This window comes from Campylobacter sp. RM10537 (assembly GCF_022369435.1).
GTDB lineage: Bacteria > Campylobacterota > Campylobacteria > Campylobacterales > Campylobacteraceae > Campylobacter_D > Campylobacter_D molothri.
This window is the reverse complement of record NZ_CP059597.1, coordinates 181,631-202,963: the sequence shown is the minus strand read 5'-3', so window position 1 is coordinate 202,963 and position 21,333 is coordinate 181,631. Positions and strand designations below refer to the sequence as shown.

General features: G+C 27.9%; 23 protein-coding genes and 1 pseudogene. 4 read left to right on the top strand and 20 right to left on the bottom strand.

Annotated elements, in window-relative coordinates; translation table 11 throughout:
• Positions 1 to 250: 250 nt before the first annotated feature.
• A complete protein-coding gene (locus CMOL_RS01030) occupies positions 251 to 1,018 on the bottom strand; it encodes a prepilin-type N-terminal cleavage/methylation domain-containing protein (RefSeq protein WP_200283560.1) in 768 nt (255 codons plus the stop codon).
• Positions 984 to 2,207: a glycosyltransferase family 39 protein gene (locus CMOL_RS01025; protein ID WP_200283557.1), complete on the bottom strand. Its 1,224-nt coding sequence runs from the start codon at positions 2,205 to 2,207 to the stop codon at positions 984 to 986. Before CMOL_RS01025 ends, CMOL_RS01030 begins: the two co-directional genes overlap by 35 nt.
• A 110-nt stretch (positions 2,208 to 2,317) precedes the next feature.
• Here CMOL_RS01025 and CMOL_RS01020 point away from each other — a divergent pair, with 110 nt between their 5' ends.
• The gene (locus tag CMOL_RS01020) at positions 2,318 to 2,902 is read left to right on the top strand and encodes an IMPACT family protein (protein ID WP_239820408.1); all 585 of its coding nucleotides are present in this window, start codon (positions 2,318 to 2,320) and stop codon (positions 2,900 to 2,902) included.
• Positions 2,903 to 2,923: 21 nt separating this feature from the next.
• On the opposite strand, the gene CMOL_RS01015 is transcribed toward CMOL_RS01020, so the two are convergent.
• From CMOL_RS01015 to CMOL_RS00980, 8 genes are all read right to left on the bottom strand, one after another.
• Entirely contained in the window at positions 2,924 to 3,286 is a 363-nt protein-coding gene (locus CMOL_RS01015; protein ID WP_200283551.1) for a hypothetical protein, read from the bottom strand.
• 59 nt (positions 3,287 to 3,345) lie between these two features.
• The gene (locus CMOL_RS01010) at positions 3,346 to 3,681 is read right to left on the bottom strand and encodes a hypothetical protein (protein ID WP_200283563.1); all 336 of its coding nucleotides are present in this window, start codon (positions 3,679 to 3,681) and stop codon (positions 3,346 to 3,348) included.
• Complete coding sequence (locus tag CMOL_RS01005; RefSeq protein WP_239820407.1) at positions 3,671 to 5,248, bottom strand: ABC-F family ATP-binding cassette domain-containing protein; 1,578 nt, start codon at positions 5,246 to 5,248, stop codon at positions 3,671 to 3,673. The genes CMOL_RS01010 and CMOL_RS01005 overlap by 11 nt, the downstream gene beginning before the upstream one ends.
• 100 nt (positions 5,249 to 5,348) lie before the next feature.
• Positions 5,349 to 5,801 (bottom strand): hypothetical protein, encoded by a 453-nt coding sequence (locus CMOL_RS01000; protein ID WP_239820406.1) that lies wholly within the window; start codon positions 5,799 to 5,801, stop codon positions 5,349 to 5,351.
• A 38-nt stretch (positions 5,802 to 5,839) separates the two neighbouring features.
• On the bottom strand, positions 5,840 to 6,193 hold the full coding sequence (locus tag CMOL_RS00995; protein ID WP_200283542.1) for a hypothetical protein: 354 nt from the start codon (positions 6,191 to 6,193) through the stop codon (positions 5,840 to 5,842).
• A 12-nt stretch (positions 6,194 to 6,205) separates the two neighbouring features.
• The gene (locus CMOL_RS00990; protein WP_200283540.1) at positions 6,206 to 6,514 is read right to left on the bottom strand and encodes a hypothetical protein; all 309 of its coding nucleotides are present in this window, start codon (positions 6,512 to 6,514) and stop codon (positions 6,206 to 6,208) included.
• Positions 6,501 to 6,773 carry a hypothetical protein gene (locus CMOL_RS00985; protein ID WP_239820405.1) on the bottom strand — a complete coding sequence of 91 codons (273 nt, stop codon included), beginning with the start codon at positions 6,771 to 6,773 and terminating at the stop codon, positions 6,501 to 6,503. Before CMOL_RS00985 ends, CMOL_RS00990 begins: the two co-directional genes overlap by 14 nt.
• A 36-nt stretch (positions 6,774 to 6,809) precedes the next feature.
• Positions 6,810 to 7,238: a hypothetical protein gene (locus CMOL_RS00980; RefSeq protein WP_239820404.1), complete on the bottom strand. Its 429-nt coding sequence runs from the start codon at positions 7,236 to 7,238 to the stop codon at positions 6,810 to 6,812.
• Positions 7,239 to 7,401: 163 nt separating this feature from the next.
• On the opposite strand from CMOL_RS00980, the gene CMOL_RS00975 reads away from it, so the two are divergent.
• A complete protein-coding gene (locus tag CMOL_RS00975; protein ID WP_239820403.1) occupies positions 7,402 to 7,617 on the top strand; it encodes a transcriptional regulator in 216 nt (71 codons plus the stop codon).
• A gap of 53 nt (positions 7,618 to 7,670) precedes the next feature.
• Positions 7,671 to 8,624 carry a hypothetical protein gene (locus CMOL_RS00970; RefSeq protein ID WP_200283531.1) on the top strand — a complete coding sequence of 318 codons (954 nt, stop codon included), beginning with the start codon at positions 7,671 to 7,673 and terminating at the stop codon, positions 8,622 to 8,624.
• Positions 8,625 to 8,631: 7 nt separating this feature from the next.
• Here the strand turns inward: CMOL_RS00970 and CMOL_RS00965 are convergent, their stop codons facing one another.
• Together CMOL_RS00965 and CMOL_RS00960 are read right to left on the bottom strand one after the other, a co-directional pair.
• Positions 8,632 to 9,204: a YceI family protein gene (locus CMOL_RS00965; RefSeq protein ID WP_200283529.1), complete on the bottom strand. Its 573-nt coding sequence runs from the start codon at positions 9,202 to 9,204 to the stop codon at positions 8,632 to 8,634.
• A 65-nt stretch (positions 9,205 to 9,269) separates the two neighbouring features.
• Positions 9,270 to 9,632, bottom strand: a complete 363-nt coding sequence (locus CMOL_RS00960) for an HIT family protein (protein WP_239820402.1) — start codon at positions 9,630 to 9,632, stop codon at positions 9,270 to 9,272.
• A gap of 113 nt (positions 9,633 to 9,745) precedes the next feature.
• On the opposite strand from CMOL_RS00960, the gene CMOL_RS00955 reads away from it, so the two are divergent.
• A complete protein-coding gene (locus CMOL_RS00955; protein ID WP_239820401.1) occupies positions 9,746 to 10,459 on the top strand; it encodes a putative metalloprotease CJM1_0395 family protein in 714 nt (237 codons plus the stop codon).
• Between the two features lie 78 nt (positions 10,460 to 10,537).
• Here CMOL_RS00955 and CMOL_RS00950 read toward each other — a convergent pair whose 3' ends face one another.
• The 8 genes and pseudogenes from CMOL_RS00950 to CMOL_RS00915 form a co-directional block, all read right to left on the bottom strand.
• Positions 10,538 to 12,259, bottom strand: a complete 1,722-nt coding sequence (locus CMOL_RS00950) for a GMC family oxidoreductase (RefSeq protein ID WP_200283523.1) — start codon at positions 12,257 to 12,259, stop codon at positions 10,538 to 10,540.
• A 1-nt stretch (position 12,260) separates the two neighbouring features.
• Complete coding sequence (locus tag CMOL_RS00945) at positions 12,261 to 12,989, bottom strand: gluconate 2-dehydrogenase subunit 3 family protein (protein ID WP_239820400.1); 729 nt, start codon at positions 12,987 to 12,989, stop codon at positions 12,261 to 12,263.
• Between the two features lie 125 nt (positions 12,990 to 13,114).
• The gene (locus tag CMOL_RS00940; RefSeq protein WP_239820399.1) at positions 13,115 to 13,825 is read right to left on the bottom strand and encodes a tetratricopeptide repeat protein; all 711 of its coding nucleotides are present in this window, start codon (positions 13,823 to 13,825) and stop codon (positions 13,115 to 13,117) included.
• Positions 13,826 to 13,827: 2 nt separating this feature from the next.
• Positions 13,828 to 15,654, bottom strand: a complete 1,827-nt coding sequence (locus CMOL_RS00935; RefSeq protein WP_239820398.1) for a dynamin family protein — start codon at positions 15,652 to 15,654, stop codon at positions 13,828 to 13,830.
• Complete coding sequence (locus tag CMOL_RS00930) at positions 15,644 to 17,824, bottom strand: dynamin family protein (protein WP_239820397.1); 2,181 nt, start codon at positions 17,822 to 17,824, stop codon at positions 15,644 to 15,646. The genes CMOL_RS00935 and CMOL_RS00930 overlap by 11 nt, the downstream gene beginning before the upstream one ends.
• 27 nt (positions 17,825 to 17,851) lie before the next feature.
• A complete protein-coding gene (locus CMOL_RS00925) occupies positions 17,852 to 18,577 on the bottom strand; it encodes a fumarate reductase iron-sulfur subunit (RefSeq protein WP_200282693.1) in 726 nt (241 codons plus the stop codon).
• Positions 18,570 to 20,561 (bottom strand): fumarate reductase flavoprotein subunit, encoded by a 1,992-nt coding sequence (locus CMOL_RS00920; RefSeq protein WP_239820396.1) that lies wholly within the window; start codon positions 20,559 to 20,561, stop codon positions 18,570 to 18,572. The genes CMOL_RS00925 and CMOL_RS00920 overlap by 8 nt, the downstream gene beginning before the upstream one ends.
• Positions 20,545 to 21,331, bottom strand: a pseudogene (locus CMOL_RS00915) (fumarate reductase cytochrome b subunit). Before CMOL_RS00915 ends, CMOL_RS00920 begins: the two are co-directional and overlap by 17 nt.
• Between the last annotated feature and the right edge of the window lie 2 nt (positions 21,332 to 21,333).

Below are 21,333 nucleotides of genomic sequence, written 5' to 3'. Positions count from 1 at the left end.
AACTTACTAGCATTTTGTTTTAAAAAGCATTAGCAAAACTTATTTTAGAATTTTCTTTACTTTCTTTATTAGCTTTTGCTTGTGAAAGTATAGAATTATAGTTTGAGTTATCATTGATACTAAAGATACTCATATTAATTCCTTAATTTAGATTTTTTTGCCTTCAATCTAAATATCTTAAAATAATATAAGCAAGAAGTGTTCCACTTTGGATAAGTGGAACGAAATAATTAGCAATAAATATTTTTATTTAAATTTTAGAACACTCAATTGTTTTTTCATTGTAAATAAGCAATTGATTATTAAAATTACTAAATTTAGGAATATAAGTATATCCACTTAAAGAATCTATCACTATACAAATTTGACGCTTATATTTAGATGTTAAGCGAATGATACAATTTTTACCACTTTTAGCTAAATTTTTATCATAAGGGCTTTTGGAATTTTTAAGAGGAGAGTATAATCTTCCCATCTCATCAAAAACAATTCTTGTAGAGCCACTACAAGAGCCCTTAAATTCAACTTTTTCTATATCAAAAGTTTTGAAAATATTAAATCTTTTGGTTACTTTTTCATCATTCTTATCAATTACTCCGCTTTGACCTGAATTCATTAATTTTTTAGGATTTAAAATATCTATAGCAATTTCTCTATCAATATTAATATCTGTTTTACCTAAATTTGCATTTCCATCGCCATTTTTATCCAAAAAAATAGTATAAGTTTGCTCATAATCAGTCGCTGCAGATTTAATAAAATAAAGTTGCCATCTGCTTTTATACCATTCTCTTTTAGCTACTGCTAAATCTGAGTTTCTAAAGCTTTCTTGCATCATAGCTAAATTTCTAAGATAGTTTATATCATTAAGAATTTGCTTTGCACCTAAAATCAGTCTATCTTGCTTTATATTAATTTTAGCTATAGAAATAATAATACCTAAAATAAAAATAACCAAAACAAGTTCTAAAAGAGTAAAAGCTTTATTTAAAGCTTTTAATTTGATATTTTTTTTCAAATTTACCTAACTTTACTTTGATTATTTTTTGATTTTCATTATTTTCTTTATCATTTTTTATAGCACTTAAATAAAAGATATTGCTATCTTTAATTCCATAAAATCTCAATCTTTTTTGCAAAGAATCAGAAACTCTTATTGCGAAAATATTTTGTTTTTTTAATTCTTGACTTAATTCTTTAGCAAAATGGTAATTATTTGCAAAATTTCTTTTAGGATTTGAAACTATATAATATAGAAATTGATTTCCTATAATAACAAAATAGCAAAATAGTAAAAAAATTGCTGTACATTCTATAAAAATCTTATATTTTAATCTAAATATAGGTAATCTTACTCGATAGCTTTCCATAAGAGTTTTTACCATCAAAGGGGTGCAAATAACACAAAAAGGGAGAAAATCTTCCAAGTAAAGCTTTTGCCTCAAGGAAAGCAAAGAACAAAATATAAAAGTAATACTCATCAAAAACCAAAGCAAATTTTTTTTCTCTCTAAACATTAAACGATAAATAACATAAAAAAAATAAATAAAAACAAGCGGAGAAAAACAAGCGGAGAAAATTCCTAAGGTATCTAAAAAATATCCACGTGGACGCCCGCTTATATCAAAACCATAAAAACTGATATTGATCCCAAAAAGTATTAAAGATAAATTCAATAAAAGAACATCTTTTTTATAAATTCCAAAAAAGAAAAAGGTTAAAAATAAAATATTAAATGATTTATCTACACATAAAGACAAAATCAAAAGAAGATAGAAAAGCCATTTTTTTTCATACTCATAAGCACAAAGTATTGCCAATGTTAAAAAAATGACTATAGCGGCCTCATTAACCAATAAAGCACTCGCAACAGTCCCTGGAAGCAAAATAAAAAGCAAAAGCGAAAGAAAAGTATCTAAAGGCGTTTTTGTATATTTTTGTGCTAATTTATAAAGTAGAAAACAACTTAAAAAATGAAAAAATAAAATAGGAAATCTTAAGCCAAAATCATTGTTTCCTAAAATAAAAGTCCCAAAATGAGTGATATAATAAAGTAAATCATGGGAAAAAAATAAAAGAGAATTCCTTTCTCCAAAATAAATTTCAGCCTCATCACTACCAATACTTAAAGTAGAAATTCCATACAAAAGGGCTAAAAAATCAAAGATCAACAAAATAATAAAATGTGTTTTTTTAATTTTTTTCATAAAATTAATTCTAACAAATTAATCTTAAATTATAAATTTAGCTTAAAGCTGATATTATTCATTTTAATCAAGATATAAATCATAAATTTTCGATTTTATTTAAGGTTAAAATGCAGATTATTACTCAAATTTATACAAATAGTATTGAAATCAAAAAATCAACCTTTTTAGCCTTTCTTTGCCCTTATGAACATTTTAAAACGCTTTTAAGCGATTTAAAACAAAAACACCCAAAAGCCGTACATTTTGTTTATGCTTATAGATATTTAAATAATTTTAATCAAATTGTAGAAGATAAAAGCGATGATGGAGAACCTAAGGGAACTTCTGGAATGCCTTCTTTAAATGTTTTAAGAGGTTTTAATCTGATCAATACAGCTGTTATTGTAGTAAGATATTTTGGGGGAATAAAACTTGGAACAGGAGGGCTTGTAAAAGCCTATAGCGATGCGGTTAATGAAGTTATTTTTCATGCAACTTTAATACCTTTTGAAATTAAAGAAAAAATTGAAATTGCTATCAATATAAAAAATCTTGGACGTTTGGAATATTTTTTAAATTCAAACACTTTAAAATTTCAACGTAATTTTATAAATGAAAGAGTTATTTTAAGTTTTTATGTTAATGCTAATGAAAAAGAAAAATTTGAAATATTTTGTAAAAATTTTACACCTTTGGAAATACAAAGACAATAAAGCCCCTTAATGGAGCTTTAATCAAATTGCATTTAGCAAATCATTTAAAAGACTACTATTCTTTTGTTCATTCTGATTTACAAGATCATTATGTACACTTGCACTTTGAGATCTTAAAGAAAGCTCTCCTTCATTTTGCCTAAAGCGATAAGCATACACATTTGAATTTTGTGCATATGTGCTTAAAGAATGATTTGAATTTAAATTCTCATTATTAATTTTAGAATCTAAATTCTGCGAATTCTCATTCTCGCCTAATCTATCTAAAAGACTTGTGAAATCAGAATTAGAAGAATAATCCTCGACTTCTTTATCGACTTTTTTATATTGACCACTGATAGCATCATATTCATATGAGCTTATGGTTTTATAACCTACTTGCATAACTTTCTCCTTTCAAAATATGCAAAAATTATACAAGCAAAAATCGTTCCTTTTAAAAATCAATCGTGATGAGTTGGTATATATTCCATATCAATTTCACGATTTGCTATGAAATTTTCTTTAGCTTTTTTGCAGTTTTCATCACGCATTTTTCGATATTCATTGCGTATAGTAATTTCCTTATCGCTTAAAGGTCTATCTTCTAAAAAACTGATATGAAAATAAGTATCGTCGGGTTTAGAATAAGTCTTATAAAAATCAATATAATCAAAATAATCTTTCCCATTGTCAAATTCTACAACTTCTTCTATGTAAATGGTTGGACCAAAACCCTTATGATTTTGAGTAAAGTGCCCAAAACCTGCACTGTATTGAATTCTAAATTTAGCCATTATTTTCTCCTAAAAATTCTTCATAATTTCCCCTGAAATCCAAAAGTTTTCCATCTTTTAGTTCCCAAATGCGATTTGCAAAAGATCCAATAAGTTCTCTATCATGACTCACACAAAGCACCACGCCTTGAAAATTATACAAAGCTTCTCCCAAAGCAATAATGCTTTCAAGATCAAGATGGTTATCAGGTTCATCTAAAAGTAAAAAATTTGGACGCTCTAGCATAAGACGAGAAAGCATCAAGCGATGTTTTTCACCTCCGCTTAAATTTGCAGCTATTTTTTCTTGATCGCTTCCACTAAAAAGCATCCTTCCTAAGCACTTTCTAATCTCATCTAAATCTTTAAATTTTTCGCTCATAAGCCATTCATAAAGCTTTAAATTTTCATTGATAATATTACTTGTATCCTGTGGAAAATATCTAAGCTCTATAGTTGCACCTAAATGTAAATTGCCTTCATCTGGAGTAATGGCATTTGCAATAATTTTTACTAAAGTTGATTTGCCCACACCATTTGCTCCAATTAAAGCAATTTTATCATTTTTTTCTATCTTAAGTTCCAAATTTGAAAACAAACTATGTTCATAAGCTTTGCTAATACCTTTAAGCTCTAAAACTTCATTACCAATCTCTCTTCCCAAGCGAAAAACGATACTAGGATCCCTGCGACTTGAAATTTTAATCTCTTCAAGCTCTAATTTTTCAAGTGCTTTAGCCCTACTTGTAGCTTGCTTTGCCTTAGACGCATTTGCGCTAAAACGACGGATGAAATTTTCTAATTCTTCTCTTTCTTTTAAAGTTTTATCACGTTTAAGCTCAGCTTGTTTTGCTAAAAGCGTCGAAGCCATATACCAATCATCGTAATTTCCGGCAAAATCCCTAATTTGTTTAAAATCAACATCTAAAATTCTCGTGCAAATTTTATTAAGAAAATGCCTATCGTGAGAGATGACAACCAAAGTTCCCTCGTGTCTTAAAAGTTCATTTTCAAGCCAAGAAATTGCCTCTAAATCAAGGTTGTTTGTAGGCTCATCTAAAAAAAGCACATCTGCACCTAAAAACAAAACTTGCGCAAGTAAAACTTTAAATTTATCCGCACTTTGTAAAGTACTCATCAAAGCATCAAAATCTTTGATTTTTAAAGAACTTAAAATTTTTTCACAACGCGTTTCACAATCATAGTTTGGATCTTCTTCAGCAGTTATCATCTCAAGTTCGCTTAAACGTTCATTGATTTCATCGGTAAATTCTTCACTCATATAAAGCTTTTCTTTTTCTTTTAGAGCCTCATATAATCTTTTATTGGCACACATAACCGCATCTTTAATAGTGTAGTTTTCAAAAGCAAATTGATCTTGCCCTAAAACTGCGATCCTTAAGCCCTCATCAAAAACGACTTCGCCACTACTTGATTCTATTTCACCTGAAAGAATTTTTAAAAAAGTTGATTTTCCAGCACCATTAGCGCCTATAAGTCCATATCTTTGTCCGCGAACGAGTTTTAAATTGACATTTTCAAATAAAAGTTGATTTGCAAAACGCATGGTAAGATTTCTTACTTCAACCATAAAGATTCCTTAGATTTTTACTTATAAAAAATTTTGAGAAATTGTAGCAAAAAAAGCTTGATTTTAGTTTGATTGGAATTTAGAGCAATGTTTTATTGCTCTAAAAATTATTTAAGAATGTATTAATTTGATTGAAATTATTTTTTTGCACTTTCTTATAAACAAAAAATAAATCAGCTGCCCACCAAATAATAGCAAAAAAGACTGATATTCCACATAAAAACCACAAAACATCTGCTATATCTTGTTCATTAATATCTTCACAATAACAAGCCAAGCAAAAAAAGCACAATGGTATAAATAATGAAAATATCAATCTTATAATACCTATCATGAAATCTTTAATCAAAAATCGATCTAAAGCCAAAAAACCACAACATAAACATCCTGCTATAATACTAGCAATCATTGGAGTAAGAGTATCGCAAAGTTGCAAATGATAAATATTTTGCTCAATCTTTGATCGTTTAGCTTCATCCATATTATTAAATTTCATAGTTAAATTAAAGAAATCTTCTTTATTGACTTTATTTTGAAGATTCAAAAGAAACACATTATAATCCATATAATCTCTCAAGTATATTAGATATCTTATCTGGTAATTTCAACATAAACCATACCATCATCAGTATATCTAGCAGAATAATTGATCCAATTATCCCATTTGTATGGACGAGAATTAACAACTCCACTTACTTTTACCTGAGCTTTACAATACTGCGTTTTGCTCTCTTTATCGGTTAAATCACTCATGAAGCCACCATAAGTAAATTTTAATTTTTTGCGATCCACTTCAGAAAAACTAGAAAAAGTATGTTCTAAAAGAATATCCGATAATACATTTTGCACATCCTTATCACCACACTTTGGAATATCACCTTTACAAGCACCCAAAAGTATTGTTAAAATTCCAACAAATATAAATTTTACATTCAAGTATTTCATTTTTTCTCCTTTTTATTCACCTAAACAATATTTTAATAACTCTTCATCTGCACTTAGCTGTATTATTTTCATTTGTAATTTTTGAAAATCTTGAGAAATATCTGGTGTGATAGACGAAGCATTTAAAAGCAATCTTTCTTTGTCATTTAAAGAATTTAACACTTCATTTGCCATGCAAAAACAAAAATCTTTATTTCCTGATTGCACCTCACAACTTGCCGTATAAGACTTTACAAAGGCTTCACTTCCAATATCTGCAAAGGCTAAATTTATCAAAAAGCCTAATAAAAATATTTTGCAAACTATGTTATTTTTTTTCATTCTCCTCCTTTATGATTTTAATAAATTTCATGATTTCATCATCCCTAGAATCGCTTTCCCCTAAAAGAATTTGTAATAAATTTAAATTAAATTGTGGTGGAAATATAAGATAAGAATTGGTTGGAAAACCATTTGATTTTAAGCCTATGCAAAATTTTTCATCTTTATTTGTATATGTTTTTCCTGCAACGATTTTAAAAGTATCTTTGCCATAAAGCAAAGTGGGTTCTGTTTCAAAAGGTGCATATTTTTTACTCATTTTCATCTCCATTTTATAAATTTACAGCTAAAATAATCATTGCATAAGATTTAAGATCTTTTTAAAATTTTTCTTACGAAGTTTTTTACCCACTAAAAACATATCCACTATTTGCCAAATCGGTATAGCCAAATAACTAATAAATATGCATAAAATTGAAAATATTGGGCTTATTACTACACCTAGTATTGCAAAAATAATCCAAGCTAAGAAGAGTCCTAAACGAACACATCCTAGTGCTATATCGCCTATCATAAAACGTCCTACTCCAAAAACACCAAATAAAAAAGTCCCTACCCAAAAGACTAAAGCTGGACTTTTTAGCCCAAGCATAGGAAGATTGCTTACAACTTCTTGTTGTTTGCTTTCACTTAAGCTTTCAAATTTTTCTTTTAAAGTCATAGCAGATATACCATCTTTTGGCAATTTATCCTGCACAGAAAAAAGAACATTGCTAAAATCCATAAACTAAACTCCTTAAAAATAAATAAAACTTTGGAATTATTCCACATTAAAACTTAATTAATATTGAAATATTAAATATTTTTATAATAAATAATTGAATATTTCAAATGTTTTTAATAAAGAAAAACTAATGTAGAATTTTAAAAATTTTAATAGGAATTAGATGATCAAAAAAAGCAAACGCGACATGGCGTATGAAATTGATGTTGATGTAAGCACACTATATAACTGGAGAAAATATAAGCCTAATTTATATCGTATTGTCATGCTAGGATTTAAATTTGATGAACTTTTAGAAAAGCAGAAAAAAGACTACGAAGAACTCCTTCACATGGAGCAACAAATCCAAGAGGAAATCTCAAAATTTAACAAAGACTAATTTTTAAGTTTTTTTATATAAAATTCTCAATTTTTATTATTTAAGGTTGATTGATGTTTTTTTTAGATTTTTTAAGTTATTTTAGTTTGATTTTTGAATTTTTGGCATTATTTTTAGCTTTTTATTTTAAAAATACGCGTATATTTTTTATCACTCTTTCTTTACTCATCTTTCATTTGCCTTATTTTTTCAATAGTATATTTCAAGCTCACTTGTTTGTTTCTTTATTTTTGCCTTTGATTTTTGTTTTACTTGGAGTAAAAAAAATATCCAATAAAATTTTAGAAAAAAATAATCTTAGCTCTGTTTTAATCATCATTTTTATAGCGATTTTAGGTTTCATCCTTCCAAATAATACTAATTTCAATGCTAGCAATTTGGACTTTCATTTAAATTTTACCTTACTTAAACCCATTAACGAACTTGCTTTTTTATTTTTTATCCTTTGTGGTTTTATCTTGATCATACAAAGCTTTAAAAGAAAAGAATATTATCTTTTATTAGCCTTTGTTGGAGCAAATTTACAATTTTTATTTGATATTTTTTGTGGTGTTAAATACTTTGAATTTGCTAGTTTGATTTTTTGCTTTGTTATTTTGTATCAAATATATCAAAATTTATTTTTTGATACCTTGACAAAATTGCCTAATGAAAAAAAATTAATGCATTATCTTAAAGGAAAAGATCACTACATCATCGCCTTGCTTCATTTTCATGAATTGCAATATACTCAAGAATCTTATGTCAAGCTTATTTTAAAACAAATTGCTAAGATTTTAAAACGCTTTAAGATAAAAATTTTTATACAAAATAATGATTTTATTTTAATTTTTGATGACAAAAATACCGCATTAAATCACCTTGCTTTTCTAGAATCTACTTTAAAAAATACAGAATTAAAACTAGAAAATGAAAGTTTTAAACCAGAATTTAAACTTATATGGGAAGAAAATAAGGATAAAAGTTTATCTTATATCTTAGAAAGTCTAAGAGAAAAGCTCTCTTAGATTAGTATTACTTTTCATTTGCTTCAGCATCAATGCTTAAAGTGATATCATCACCTAAAGTAAGTGTAGAAGTTCCAGCACCGAATTTAAATTCAGAACGTTTAATTTTTCCATTTAAAGAAAAACCTATTTTTTCTTTGCCATCTTTTCCTTTAGCCATACCGCCTATTTCAGTATCTAAAACCACTTCTTTTGAAACTCCAGCTATGGTTAAGATACCTGTCATTTTTCCTTTTTCTTTATTAATTTTTTCATATTTTTTCATTACAAATGTCATATCAGGGTATTTTTTTGCTTTAAAAAAATCATCTTGTCTTAAATGATTATCTCTAGTTTGGTTATCAGTATTAACAGAGGCTACTTTGATTACAGCTTCAAGTTTTTTAAATTCATAAGTTTTAGGATCAAAATCTATAACTGCACTATAATCTTTAAAATTTCCCTTTACATTGCTGATTTGTAGATGTTTAATCTTAAAACCAATATCGGTATGAGCTTTATCTAAAGAATATTCTTGTGCAAATAAACTTGCACTCAAGAAAGATGCAGCAACTAAAGAGCTTAATAAAATTTTTTTCATTTTTTTCCTTTATAATAATTTGGGTCAAAAAATTGTATAAAAGAAACAATAATCAATAATTAATATCATTTTAAAATATTGAGTAAAAATTTCACAAAATCATTAAAATTTGGTAGTTTTAAATCTTTCATTTCTCTTTGTTGTTTTCCCCACATGCATTCTGGAAAATAAGCATCATCTTTAAAACGAGCCATTATATGAAAATGAACTCTTGGCATATAGTTTGCAAATGAGGCTATATTGATTTTTTCTGGCTTATAAAATTCAATCATAGCTTTTTCACAAAGTAAAATTTTATCAAAAAGTTCTCTTTGTAAATCACTAGGACAATCACTTAGTTCCTTGTAAGGATATTGAGTAAAAATTTTAATCCAAGGTATTTGTGATTGTTCTTTTTCTATATAAATTAAATCATTTTTATAAATCATCATTACACCTTAAGAATATTTAACTAAAATCATAAAATATTGTACAAAAATTATCAAATTTTTAAGATAAAATAGATAAAATTCTTTACTAATATAAAATTTTAGGAGAATAAATGCAAATTGGCTTCAATTTTAGCTCATATTATCATTTCAATCATTCTTCTAATGACTCAAAAAATAACAATTTTTTAGATTTAAAAAATAATGATCTTGCAGATTCAAACAATAAAAATGATATCTCATCAGATGAAAATAACCAACAAGAAACACAAATGGTTAATGGTGTTGAACTTGACGCTAAACAAATTCAGCAACTTAGAGAACTCCAAAATATAGATAGAAACGTAAAAGCACATGAAGCTGCACATCAAGCTGCTGGTGGTGGCCTAGCAGGAGCTGCAAGCTTTACTTATACTAGAGGACCAGATAATCAAATGTATGCTACTGCTGGTGAAGTTCCTATCAGTATGCAAAAGGGAAATACCCCAGAAGAAACTATAGCTAATGCACGCCAAATTGTAGCTGCAGCTATGGCTCCTGCTGATCCTAGCCCACAAGATTATAAAGTCGCAGCTAATGCCACAAAAATGGAATTTGAAGCAAGAGCTGAAGCAATGAAACTTAAAGCCGAAGAGGCCAAAGAAAAAGAAGAAGAAAATAAAGAAAAAGATGAAAAAAATTCAGAAAATAGCTTAGAAAAAACAGATAAAGATTCAAAAAGCAACGATAAAAATTCAAATTTTGATAAAGATTTTAAAAATTTTGTAGCTAAAACTTATCAACAAAACTCTCAAGATAATTATATTAATTTTAGTATTGCCTCTTAAAAACCTAGCTTTATAAGTTTTGCAGTAATTTAATTTTTCAAAATTTATAAATATTAATAAGCTTGAAAGCAAAAGCTTTCAAGCAAGAATTTTTCCACTTTTATGATATTTTAAAATTCCTTCAGCACAACGATAAGCTAAAGCTCCTACAGTATCTGTTGGATTATAGCCACTATTATGTTGGAAATTACCAGCCCCTACGACAAAAAGGTTATCCGCATCCCAATGTTGTAAGTAAGTATTTACTACACTCATTTCAGGATTTGCCCCCATAGTTGTCCCTCCGGTATTATGAGTGGTTTGATAAGGCACAATGCTATAATTTTTAAGATAAGAACCTTTTTTAATTGATTTCACACCCTTCATTCTTTTTGCTATTTGAGCTGTTTTATCTGTAATAAATTTATGCAAAGCTCTATCTTGATCTGTAAAATTATACGTTAAGCGTAAAAGTGGCATCCCAAAAGCATCTTTATAAGTTGGATCCAAACTTAAATAATTATTTTTATGAGGTAAAGAAGCACCTTGCCCACCTATAAAAATATTTCTTGTAAAATTATAATTTAATGCTTTTTTAAATTCAGCACCCCAAGAAGGTGTTCCTTGGGGAACTGGAGCTGATTGTATAGGACGATTTCCTGATTGAACACTATAAATCATAGCTCCATGTAAAAATTTTTCCCTAGAATGATCAAAATTATCTCCTATAAAATCATCACAAGTTGTTCCTAATGCACCTGATCCCATAAAAGTATTAAATTGTTCTTCAAAAAAGGCTGTTGTTCCCATATTCATTTGATAACAATAATTTTTACCTAAAGTTCCTTTACCTGTTTTTGGATCATACTGAGATCCTATTTCACTCACCATTAAAAGCTTAGCGTTATTAAATACATAGCTTGTAAGCACAACTATATCAGCAGGTTGAATATATTCTTTCATAGTTCTAGTATCTACAAATTTTACTCCTGTTACCTTGCCATCTTTTTTTAGAATTTGCGTAGCATTACTATAAGTGCGTATAGTATATTTACCTGTACTCATAGCTTTAGGAATAACTGTTGTTATAGGGCTTGCTTTTGCTCCATACTCACAACCGTATCTTTCACAGAAAGCACAATATTCACAAGGAGCTAATTCTTGGCCATCTGGATTAGTATAACCAGATCTTGAATTAGCTGCTGGTAATCTAAATGGATGCAAATTCATCTCTTTTGCTGTACTTTCGAAACGTTTGAGTATTTTTGTATTTTCTAAAGGTTTTTGAGGATAAGGACTTGATCTAAAAGAACCCATTTTTTCAGCAAGTGGATTAGGCTCTCCAGAAATCCCACAAGTTTTTTCAAATTTATCATAATAAGGTTCCATATCTTTATAAGTCAAACCCCAATCTTGCAAAGTATAATCATCACCTAACTTATTTCCATATCGTTTAAAACTTCTACTTTTAATTTCAAAATCATAAGGCATAAATCTAAAAGTCCAGCCATTCCAATGTACTCCAGCACCCCCAACATTATTCCCAAGCAAAAAAGAACCCATTTTTCTATAAGGCAAAGCTAACTCTTTTAAATCATTTCTAAAAGTAACAGTATCTTTGGAACAATCTTGCATTAAACCATAATTAATTCCATATCTCCATTCATCATGGATAAAATTAAAATTTTCAGTACTTTGCATATGTCCGCGCTCTAAACTAAGGACATTAAGTCCTGCCTTTGTTAGTTCTGCGGCTATAATACCACCTGTCCAACCTGCACCCACTGTTACTACATCTACCTTTTTTAATATTTCAGCCATTTTAATCCTCCATATCCGCTAAACCTACAGGTTCTATATCAAAAAATTCATCACTTGCAATTTTATCTATATAACTCATTTGAGCTCCAGGATATTGCATCATTCTCCAACCGTTTTTATTATCATTTCCACCATAAATTGGATCTGCTAAAACCCCTGCAATTGTCATTTCTCTTAAAAGAGTAAAAAAATAGGAAGATTTAAAACCTATGGTCTGAATTTTACCTTTTTCAAAATCTCTTAAAATTTCATCTTGTTCTTTTCCTTTAAGTGAAGAAAAAGATTTTTTATAACGTTTTTTAGCATTTGTTTCTAAAGCATGAACACCCTCTAAAAAAATATCCTTACGTTTCATAGGAGTTTGATATCCTTGCTCCTCTTTACCATCCATAAAAGGTCCTTGCATATATTCTCTATCATTATATCCATATGCTGAAGCTAATTGATTATCAATAAAATAAGGAACGCCTAATCCAATAGCTCCTTCTCCTTGATTATCCTTAGGATAAATTCTTTCACAAGCTGCACTCAAAGTATCAAATTCAGTTTGAGTTTGAAAAAATATTCTGCCTCTAATTTTATTTGATTTAGTTTGTAAAGATTTTGGAGAATCTGTAAGCTCTGCTGCTTTTAATACAGCGCCACCACCTAAAGTACTTGCAGCTACAACAGAGCCACCCAGAAGTCCTAATTTAAAGAAACTTCTTCTATCTATAATATTATCTTGCATTTTGTTTCTCCTTTACATACGCAATTAAAATTATGTTACTCTTATTAATATTAACTAGACTTTAAATCAAAAAAATAATTAGAATTATAAAAAAACAGAAATTCAAGATAAATGCTATAAAAATTTTAATAAATTTCTACAGCTTTAGAATTTAATTCTTTATAAGCAACACAAGCTTCTTTATGTTTTTTATCACAAGCCATGCCAAAATAAATTTTAGCTTTTTGCAAATCTTTTGTTTCAAGTTGATTATAACGCCCAAGAAGATAACATAACTCAGCATAACCCAAATTGCAAGCTTTAGAATAAAAAAATAAAGAATTTTTTATATTTTGTTTTATTAATTCCCCTTTTTCATACAAAAGACCCAATTTATAACAAGCTGGAGCATCTTTTAATTGGCAAGATTTTTTATAAAAATAAGTTGCCATTTTTCCATCTTGATCTTTTTCATAAAAAAGAGCTATATTGTTACAACTTTTCACATCTCCTAAATTACACGCTTTATTAAAAGCTAAAATTGATTCGTTAGTATAGCCTTGATTTTTCAAAATAAGACCCATATTAAAACAAGATTCTGATAAACCTAGATTGCATGCTTTATTATAAAGTTTATAAGCAGCACCAAGATCTCTTGGAACTCCTTGAGCATTTTCTAACATATAGGCCATAGAAAAACATGATTTTGCACTATCTTTTTTACAAAGCTTTTCAAATAAATTATATGCTTTAGAAAATTTATTTTCTTCATAAAACTGCAAAGCCTTTTCTAAATCACTAATGGCAAAAACACAACTATAACAAATCGATAGTAAAATTAGAATTCTTTTTAACATTTTTATTCCTTTAAAAGTTCACAAGATTTAATAATCTGACTTTTTCTTTTATCAAGCTCTCTTTTTTTTATCTCTATTAAGTGTTTTTTATTTTCAATTAAAATTTTATTATTTTTAAAAAAATCCTTGATTATTTTTATAATGACTGGCTTATCAATCAATAAATTTTCAAATTCATAAACATTAAGTTCTTTTAAGACTCTTTCGTAAATTTCATTTTTTTGAGGATAAAATAAAGTAAATTCAGAACTATTAAGCTCATAAAGAACACGACTTTGATTTATTTTATCACTTAAAAAACTAATGGTGAGTCTTGTTGCATTTTCATAATTTGAAAAAGCTTTTAAATTAAGTTTTTCAAAAAATAAATCAAGCTCTAATAAATTTTTAAACAAAAGCTCCTTAAAATCTTTTAAAAAATATTCTTCACTGGCATTTGAAAATACTCTAAGTTCGCTAAAATTTATATCGCTTTGAAAAATATTATCTTTTTGAATATTTGAAAATTCTGACTTAAAAAATAAAATTTTATTTTCTAAATTATTTACTAAATTAACCAAATTATCTTTGATTTGCTTAAAAGAATGATAGATATCATTTTTAATTTTTTTAAATTCTTTACTCATAGATTCTGAATGATAAAACATCGATAAATAAGTATCATCAGTTGAAATATAAGGTATTTTATAGGCATATTTTACGTATAAATTTTTTGTTAAAATTTTTGTCGATTTTTGATAAAAATAAGCTTCTTTTTCTTTAATAGAATTAAAAATTTCACTTGAAATTTTTTCACTAATACTTTTTAGTTGATTTAAAATTTGATGGTTTAAAATTTCAATTTCATTTAAAAATCTTTCAAATACAGAATTTGCATATTCTTCATAAGTTTGAAAATTTAATAAAAGTTGATCGAAAATATCTAAAAAAAGTTTATTTTCATTATCTAAAATTTTGCATAAATTAAATATCTTTCTTTTTGCGAATTTTTCCTTGACTTTTTTATCATCAATAGATTGTAAAAAATGGATCAAAAATTCAAAATTAGAATGTTTATAGCTTTCTTGAAACTGAGCTTCTTTACAAGATATAGCAATAATATCCTTAAAATATTGAGAAAAATTTTTTTTAACATAATTTAAAATATTATCTAATTCTTGTTGATTTAATTTATCTTTTTGATTTAAAACACAAATGCTATAATCGCCCAAAATTTCCAAATTTTCCCTAATCACCTCTTCTTCACTTTTTTTTCCAGCATTATCAATCAAGCTTAACCAAATAGCCGCATGAATATTTTTTAACTCACTTAAAGTGGTTAAAGTATCATTTTTATTTGCATTTAAACCTGGAGTATCAATAAGAGTAATTTTTTTTAATAAAGGAATAGGAGCAAAAATATGCAAATTTTTAGCTTTTTTAATTTCATTTCTTTGATCTGTATATAAAGCGAGATTTTCAACATCTGTAATAAGATCGCTAGCATCTTCAAATTCGACTCTTAAAAAATATTCTTTTGCATAATGTAAAAAAGTTGGCTTAAAAGTTACAGGAACAAAACCTGTAGGTAGGCATTCTTTTTTTAAAATTAAATTTAAAAGACTTGATTTACCACTAGAAAATTGCCCGATAATAGCTATATTGATATTTTTATCCAATGAAAAAGATATTTCTTGTAACTCTTTACTTAATTCAGGACTTAGATTCATAAAAGGTTCATTAAGATTTTGACATATTGTTTTAATTTTTCCACTAAAACTATCGTCATAATTATTAATATAAGCTTTTTTATAAGAATTTATAAAATCATTTAAAATATTAATTTGCATGCAAAAGATCCATTTTAAGTTGTTGCAATTTAGCGATATTTTCTAAATTATTTTCAAAAGAAGTTAATATATTAGTATTTTTATCATTGATTTTACCCATTAAATCTTCAATATTTTTTAACTTTTCTTTTTGAATTTCTTCATAATTTTGAAGTTTTTTATCTAAAAAATGAAAAAATGCTCCATTAATATCAAGACTTTGCAAAATATTTTCGAGATTAAAATTTTTAAAAATAGCATTGATAGTCTGAGTTAATTTAATTTCAAGATCAAATAAATTAATATTTTGATTGATAATATTTTCAATTTCAAGTTTTAAAAATATAATTTTTTCATCATTAAAAATATTTTCTATATCTTTAGAAATCTTATCCTTAAAATTTTCAAAATCATCATTAAAATTTTCTTTTAAAAAATCGTATTTTAAAGATAAATGGAGCTTTAATTCTTCAATTTTTTTCATATTTTTAAATTTAACTTCTCTTAAAATATCACTCACACCGTCTTTAATTGTCGTATCTATAATCATTAAAATACGCTGCATATCAACTTTTTGAGATTTATTTTTAAAATATTTTAATTCATCAACCAATCTATCTTTAAGTTTTTTTGCTAATAACAATACAAGATTATCAACTCCATTTTCTAAATTTTTAAGTTCTAAAATAGAATTTAAAATTTCCTCTTTGGTTTCTTGTAAAGATTTTCTTTTATTTTGCATATCAAGTAAAAATTGCTTGCTTTGTTCACCTAAATTTTGTTCTTTTTCTTGTATAAATTTATTTTGTAACTCGTATTCTTTTAAGAGATGATCTAGCTCCAATAACAATTCTTTTTTATAAGACTCCAAAGCAATTTTACTTTTTTTTCCAGAATACAATTCATTAAATAAATAATTTTCAAATTCTTGCATTCCGCTTTTTTGAAAACTTTCTTTACTGACAAGATTTTTATAAAAATCATTAGCCATTTTTGCACTTATAGATAAAAAATCAATCTTTGTAACCAAATTTTTATCCTTAAGCTTATTTGTGAGAATTTTTTTAATATAATTTTCAACTTCATTAAGTTCTTGTTTTTTTAACAAATCAGCTTTTGTTAAAATAATTAAAAATTTGCTCAAACGTGAATTTAATAAACAATGAGTTAAAAAATCAATATCTTTTTGTGTTAGCGCTTGTGAAGCATTCATAAGATGGATCAAAAAATCACTCTCTTTTAAATATTCATTTGTTAAAATTTCTCTTTGAATAACGACATCATCGAGTCCAGGAGTATCAACAATAGAAATATTATTTTTTAAAAATTCTAAATCACTTTTAATCTCTATTTTTTTAATCAAAGCTGAAATATTATTTTTAGCAGAACTAAATTTTTTCAAATCTTCTAAATTAATTTTTTGACTTAAAGTTTCATCTTTTATATATTTATTGATATCAATCTCTAAAACTAAACGATCAAAAAAAGCTTTTAATTTTTTATTAAAACTAGAAGTTTTTAATATATTTTGCCACTCATTTTTATTCCAAAAATAAATCATAGCTTCTTTATTTGCACCATAACTTATAACAGTTAAATTGGCTGTTTCTGGAATATTTGATACTCCTAAAAATTCTTGCTTTAAAAGAGCATTTAAAAAACTAGATTTTCCTGAATTCATAATTCCAGTAACAGCAATATTAAAATCTAATTTTTTGAATTTATCTATTTTTTTATGAAGTCTTATTTTTGCATTCTCATCAAAACTTAATTTACAAAGCTCTAAGGCAATTACATCTAATTGATTGCAATTTTTTAAAAAAAGTTCTTTTTTATCTATAATTTTAATTTCCGTTTTTTCAATGAAATTAAAAATTTCATAATTATTTGAAATTTTTTGTAAAATTTGCAAAGCATCTAATAATTCTTGTTTTTTAACCAATCCTGATTTAAAAAGATTAATTGCACAAATTTGAGCCTTTTGGGCACCAAAAATATCCACTCTTAAATTAATTTTTTCAAAAATAATTTTAAATTCATTTAAAAGAAAATATCTTTCATAATTTTCCTGATTAATGCTTAAAATAATAGCAAGCTCTGATACATCTAAAATATTTTTATCAGCAAAATTAAGATTGAAATCTAAAAATTGAAGTTTATTTTTCCAAATTTTTTGAAGTAAATCTTTCATATGCTCCCCTTAAAAAAGGGGAGGAATTTATTTATTTTTTTGTGCAACAAGTTGTCTTCTCATGTAGGCGATTTTGCTTTGTAAAGGTAAATTTTTAGGACAATTATCTTCACAAGCGAGTAAAGACATACATCCAAAAACGCCATCATCATCACCCACTAATTCATAAAAATCTTCTATACTTCTATGATCATGTGGATCTTGTAAATATCTTGCTGTTCTTAAAAGTCCTGTAGCACCTATAAAATTGGGTCTCATAAGCTTAGTTGCACATGAAGCAACACAAATTCCGCATTCTATACAACGATCAAGTTCAAAAGTTTCATCTGCAACTTCAGGCTCTATACGCTCTTCTAATGCTGAAATATCAGTTTCTTTTTCATTATGAACCCAACTTTCAACACGTTTACACATATCTTCAAACCATTCTCCAGTATTCACACTTAAATCTTTAATATGTCTAAATGCTGGCATAGGCATAAGTTCGATAACACCATCTTCATAATCTTTTGTTAAGGTCTTACAAGCAAGTTTTGGAACACCATTAATCATCATGGCACAAGATCCACAAATTCCCGCACGACAAACAAAATCAAAACTAAGATCGGCATCCATCTTTTCGCGAATCAAAGTCAAGCATACAAAAACAGTCATAAAAGGAGTTTCTTCAAGCTCATAAGTCACAAAATGTGGTTTTGAAATTTTACTTAAAGGATTATACTTAAATGCTTTTATAGTTAATTTTCTACTCATAATCCACCCCTATTCTTTGATTTGGTTTTTTAAATTTTGCTTGAAGTTCATAAGGCATTAAAGCATCTTGAATTTCATAACGGCTTTTACCTTCTGCTTCCATTTTTTCACGGATTGCATCCACTTCAGCTTGACGTTTTTCACTTAAAGGATTTTCAATGATATTGCCTTTTGCTCCATACCCACGAAAAGCTGGTGGCATTTCCATTTTCATAATATCAAGTTCTTCATACTCTACGCGTGGCAAGGTCTCACCCTCAACCCAATAAGTATTTGTTCTTTTCATCCAATTTAAATCATCTCTTTTTGGATAATCTTCTCTATAATGTGCTCCACGACTTTCTGTTCTTAAAAGTGCTCCATAGGCAACACAAAGTGCTATTTTTAACATTCTAGGGACCCTATACGCTTCTTCAAGTTCTGGATTAGCACAATCAAGTTCTTTACAATGCACTTTAACATCTTGAGAATCTTTATAAAGTTTTTCTAATTCATCTACAGCTTCTTTAAGACCTTCTCCAGTTCTAAAAATAGCCACCTTATCCCACATTATTTCTTTCATTCTATTTTTGATTTCAAAAACATTATACTTACCTTCTTTATCAACTAAAGATTTAAGATATTGATATTCTTTACTTAAGAATTCTTTTACAATATTTGTATCAACAACTTCTCCATTATTTTTACAATATTGAGCAAAATAATCTCCTATAATCATTCCAGCAACTACAGTTTCAGCACAAGAATTTCCACCTAAGCGATTAAATCCGTGCATATCCCAACAAGCTGCTTCACCACAAGCAAAAAGACCATCTAACCATTGACTTTCACCAGTTGGTTTAGTCCTAATTCCACCCATGGAGTAATGCTGCATAGGTAAAACTGGGGCCCAGCCTTTAGGACCTTCATCTGCTGGATCAATTCCATTAAAAGTTTTACAAATATCTTGAACATCACGAAGATTTTTTTCAACATGAGCACGACCAAGTATAGAAATATCAAGCCATAAATGATCCCCATAAGGACTTTTAACACCTTTTCCTTTTCTAATATGCTCCATCATTCTACGACTAACAACATCCCGACTTGCAAGTTCTTTTTTTTCTGGTTCATAATCAGGCATAAAACGATAACCATCTACATCACGTAAAATTCCGCCATCTCCACGACAACCTTCAGTAAGCAAAATTCCACTTGGAACTATAGGTGTTGGGTGAAATTGCACAGCCTCCATATTTGAAAGTCTACAAAGTCCAGTTTCAAGAGCTATAGCTGCACCAGTTCCTTCGCAAATAACTGCATTAGTAGTTTGTTTATAAATTCTTCCATAACCGCCAGTTGCTATCATAGTTCCACGTGCAATATAAGCGATTAATTGTCCATTTATTAAATCTCTTGCAATTACGCCTAAGCATTTTTTACCATCATGAATAATTCTTACCGCTTCCATTCTATCAATAATCTTAACTTGATGCTTAATAGCTTCATTAGCTACACCATAAAGCATACAATGTCCAGTAGCATCAGCTATATAGCAAGTTCTCCATTTTTTAGTTCCACCAAAATCACGTGCATTAATAAGACCATGTGCCTCTTCTTTTTCTTCGATAACTGTTTTTTGTGCATTAATAACTACAGTTCTTGGCCCTTTTGTTACCCTAGTCCAAGGCACACCCCAAGCTGCAAGCTCTCTAACAGCTTTTGGTGCAGTTTGTGCAAACATTCTTGCTACTTCTTGATCGCAACCCCAATCACTTCCTTTAACTGTATCTGCAAAATGAAGATCTTCGTTATCTCCTTCGCCTTTGGCGCCATTTCCAAGACTTGCTTGCATTCCTCCTTGAACAGCCGCAGAGTGAGAACGCTTTACTGGACAGATACTCAAAAGTGTTACACTTTGACCACTTTTTGCAACCTCAATTGCAGCCCTAAGACCTGCTAAACCTCCACCTATTACTAAAGCATCACTATATTGTATATTCATAAATTTGCTCCATTATAGTTGTTAAAAAATTGCTCCATCATAAATTGTTTAACAGTTAAATTTGCTAAACCAATTTTTACAAAAGCTAAAAGACTTAAAATACCTAAAGCTAAGAAAAATATACTTATAATCCATTTAGCTACTTTAAGTTTTTTTCTGCTTTCTTTCGCATTTTTTCCCTCAAACCAACCCCATTTAACACAAAGCCTATAAAGACCTATACTTCCATGAAGCTCTACACATACTAAAAGTACAGCATAAAAAAGCCACATAAAATGGCTTACTACTCTATCTCCTGACATACCATCACTAATTTTATCTGCATTTGTGATAACGAAAATAAGATGAGCAGAACCCAAAAAAAACATTAAAAATCCGGTCAATGCTTGAACCCACCAAAGTGAAGTATCGCTATGTTTCATAGTTTTAGTATGCACTCTTAAAATTTGATATTGACGATAATTAATAGGAAATTTTCTCATAGCTAATAAAGCATGGACAAAAAATACTACCAAAACACAAGTTGCTAAAAAAGAGGTGACATAACTCATTATAGGATTATTATAAACGAATTTTAATTCTAAAAAATGAACAACAGAATTAAAAAAATCCCCGCTTACTAAAATCGTAGACACAAAAAACATGTGTGCCCACATAAAAAGACCTAAAAAAAGACCTGAAGCACTCTGGATAAAATCTAATTTTGCAGGCATTTTGCTTTTCTTGCCTTCAATGCTCTTACCCAAATAACCTTCGATAAGCCCACTCATCT

Coding starts and splice junctions, on each gene's coding strand:
- CMOL_RS01025 (WP_200283557.1), bottom strand. CDS start 2,207: ATGAAAAAAATTAAAAAAACACATTTTATTATTTTGTTGATCTTTGAT.
- CMOL_RS01020 (WP_239820408.1), top strand. CDS start 2,318: ATGCAGATTATTACTCAAATTTATACAAATAGTATTGAAATCAAAAAA.
- CMOL_RS01015 (WP_200283551.1), bottom strand. CDS start 3,286: ATGCAAGTAGGTTATAAAACCATAAGCTCATATGAATATGATGCTATC.
- CMOL_RS01005 (WP_239820407.1), bottom strand. CDS start 5,248: ATGGTTGAAGTAAGAAATCTTACCATGCGTTTTGCAAATCAACTTTTA.
- CMOL_RS00995 (WP_200283542.1), bottom strand. CDS start 6,193: ATGAAATACTTGAATGTAAAATTTATATTTGTTGGAATTTTAACAATA.
- CMOL_RS00990 (WP_200283540.1), bottom strand. CDS start 6,514: ATGAAAAAAAATAACATAGTTTGCAAAATATTTTTATTAGGCTTTTTG.
- CMOL_RS00985 (WP_239820405.1), bottom strand. CDS start 6,773: ATGAGTAAAAAATATGCACCTTTTGAAACAGAACCCACTTTGCTTTAT.
- CMOL_RS00980 (WP_239820404.1), bottom strand. CDS start 7,238: ATGGATTTTAGCAATGTTCTTTTTTCTGTGCAGGATAAATTGCCAAAA.
- CMOL_RS00975 (WP_239820403.1), top strand. CDS start 7,402: ATGATCAAAAAAAGCAAACGCGACATGGCGTATGAAATTGATGTTGAT.
- CMOL_RS00970 (WP_200283531.1), top strand. CDS start 7,671: ATGTTTTTTTTAGATTTTTTAAGTTATTTTAGTTTGATTTTTGAATTT.
- CMOL_RS00965 (WP_200283529.1), bottom strand. CDS start 9,204: ATGAAAAAAATTTTATTAAGCTCTTTAGTTGCTGCATCTTTCTTGAGT.
- CMOL_RS00960 (WP_239820402.1), bottom strand. CDS start 9,632: ATGATTTATAAAAATGATTTAATTTATATAGAAAAAGAACAATCACAA.
- CMOL_RS00955 (WP_239820401.1), top strand. CDS start 9,746: ATGCAAATTGGCTTCAATTTTAGCTCATATTATCATTTCAATCATTCT.
- CMOL_RS00950 (WP_200283523.1), bottom strand. CDS start 12,259: ATGGCTGAAATATTAAAAAAGGTAGATGTAGTAACAGTGGGTGCAGGT.
- CMOL_RS00945 (WP_239820400.1), bottom strand. CDS start 12,989: ATGCAAGATAATATTATAGATAGAAGAAGTTTCTTTAAATTAGGACTT.
- CMOL_RS00940 (WP_239820399.1), bottom strand. CDS start 13,825: ATGTTAAAAAGAATTCTAATTTTACTATCGATTTGTTATAGTTGTGTT.
- CMOL_RS00935 (WP_239820398.1), bottom strand. CDS start 15,654: ATGCAAATTAATATTTTAAATGATTTTATAAATTCTTATAAAAAAGCT.
- CMOL_RS00930 (WP_239820397.1), bottom strand. CDS start 17,824: ATGAAAGATTTACTTCAAAAAATTTGGAAAAATAAACTTCAATTTTTA.
- CMOL_RS00925 (WP_200282693.1), bottom strand. CDS start 18,577: ATGAGTAGAAAATTAACTATAAAAGCATTTAAGTATAATCCTTTAAGT.
- CMOL_RS00920 (WP_239820396.1), bottom strand. CDS start 20,561: ATGAATATACAATATAGTGATGCTTTAGTAATAGGTGGAGGTTTAGCA.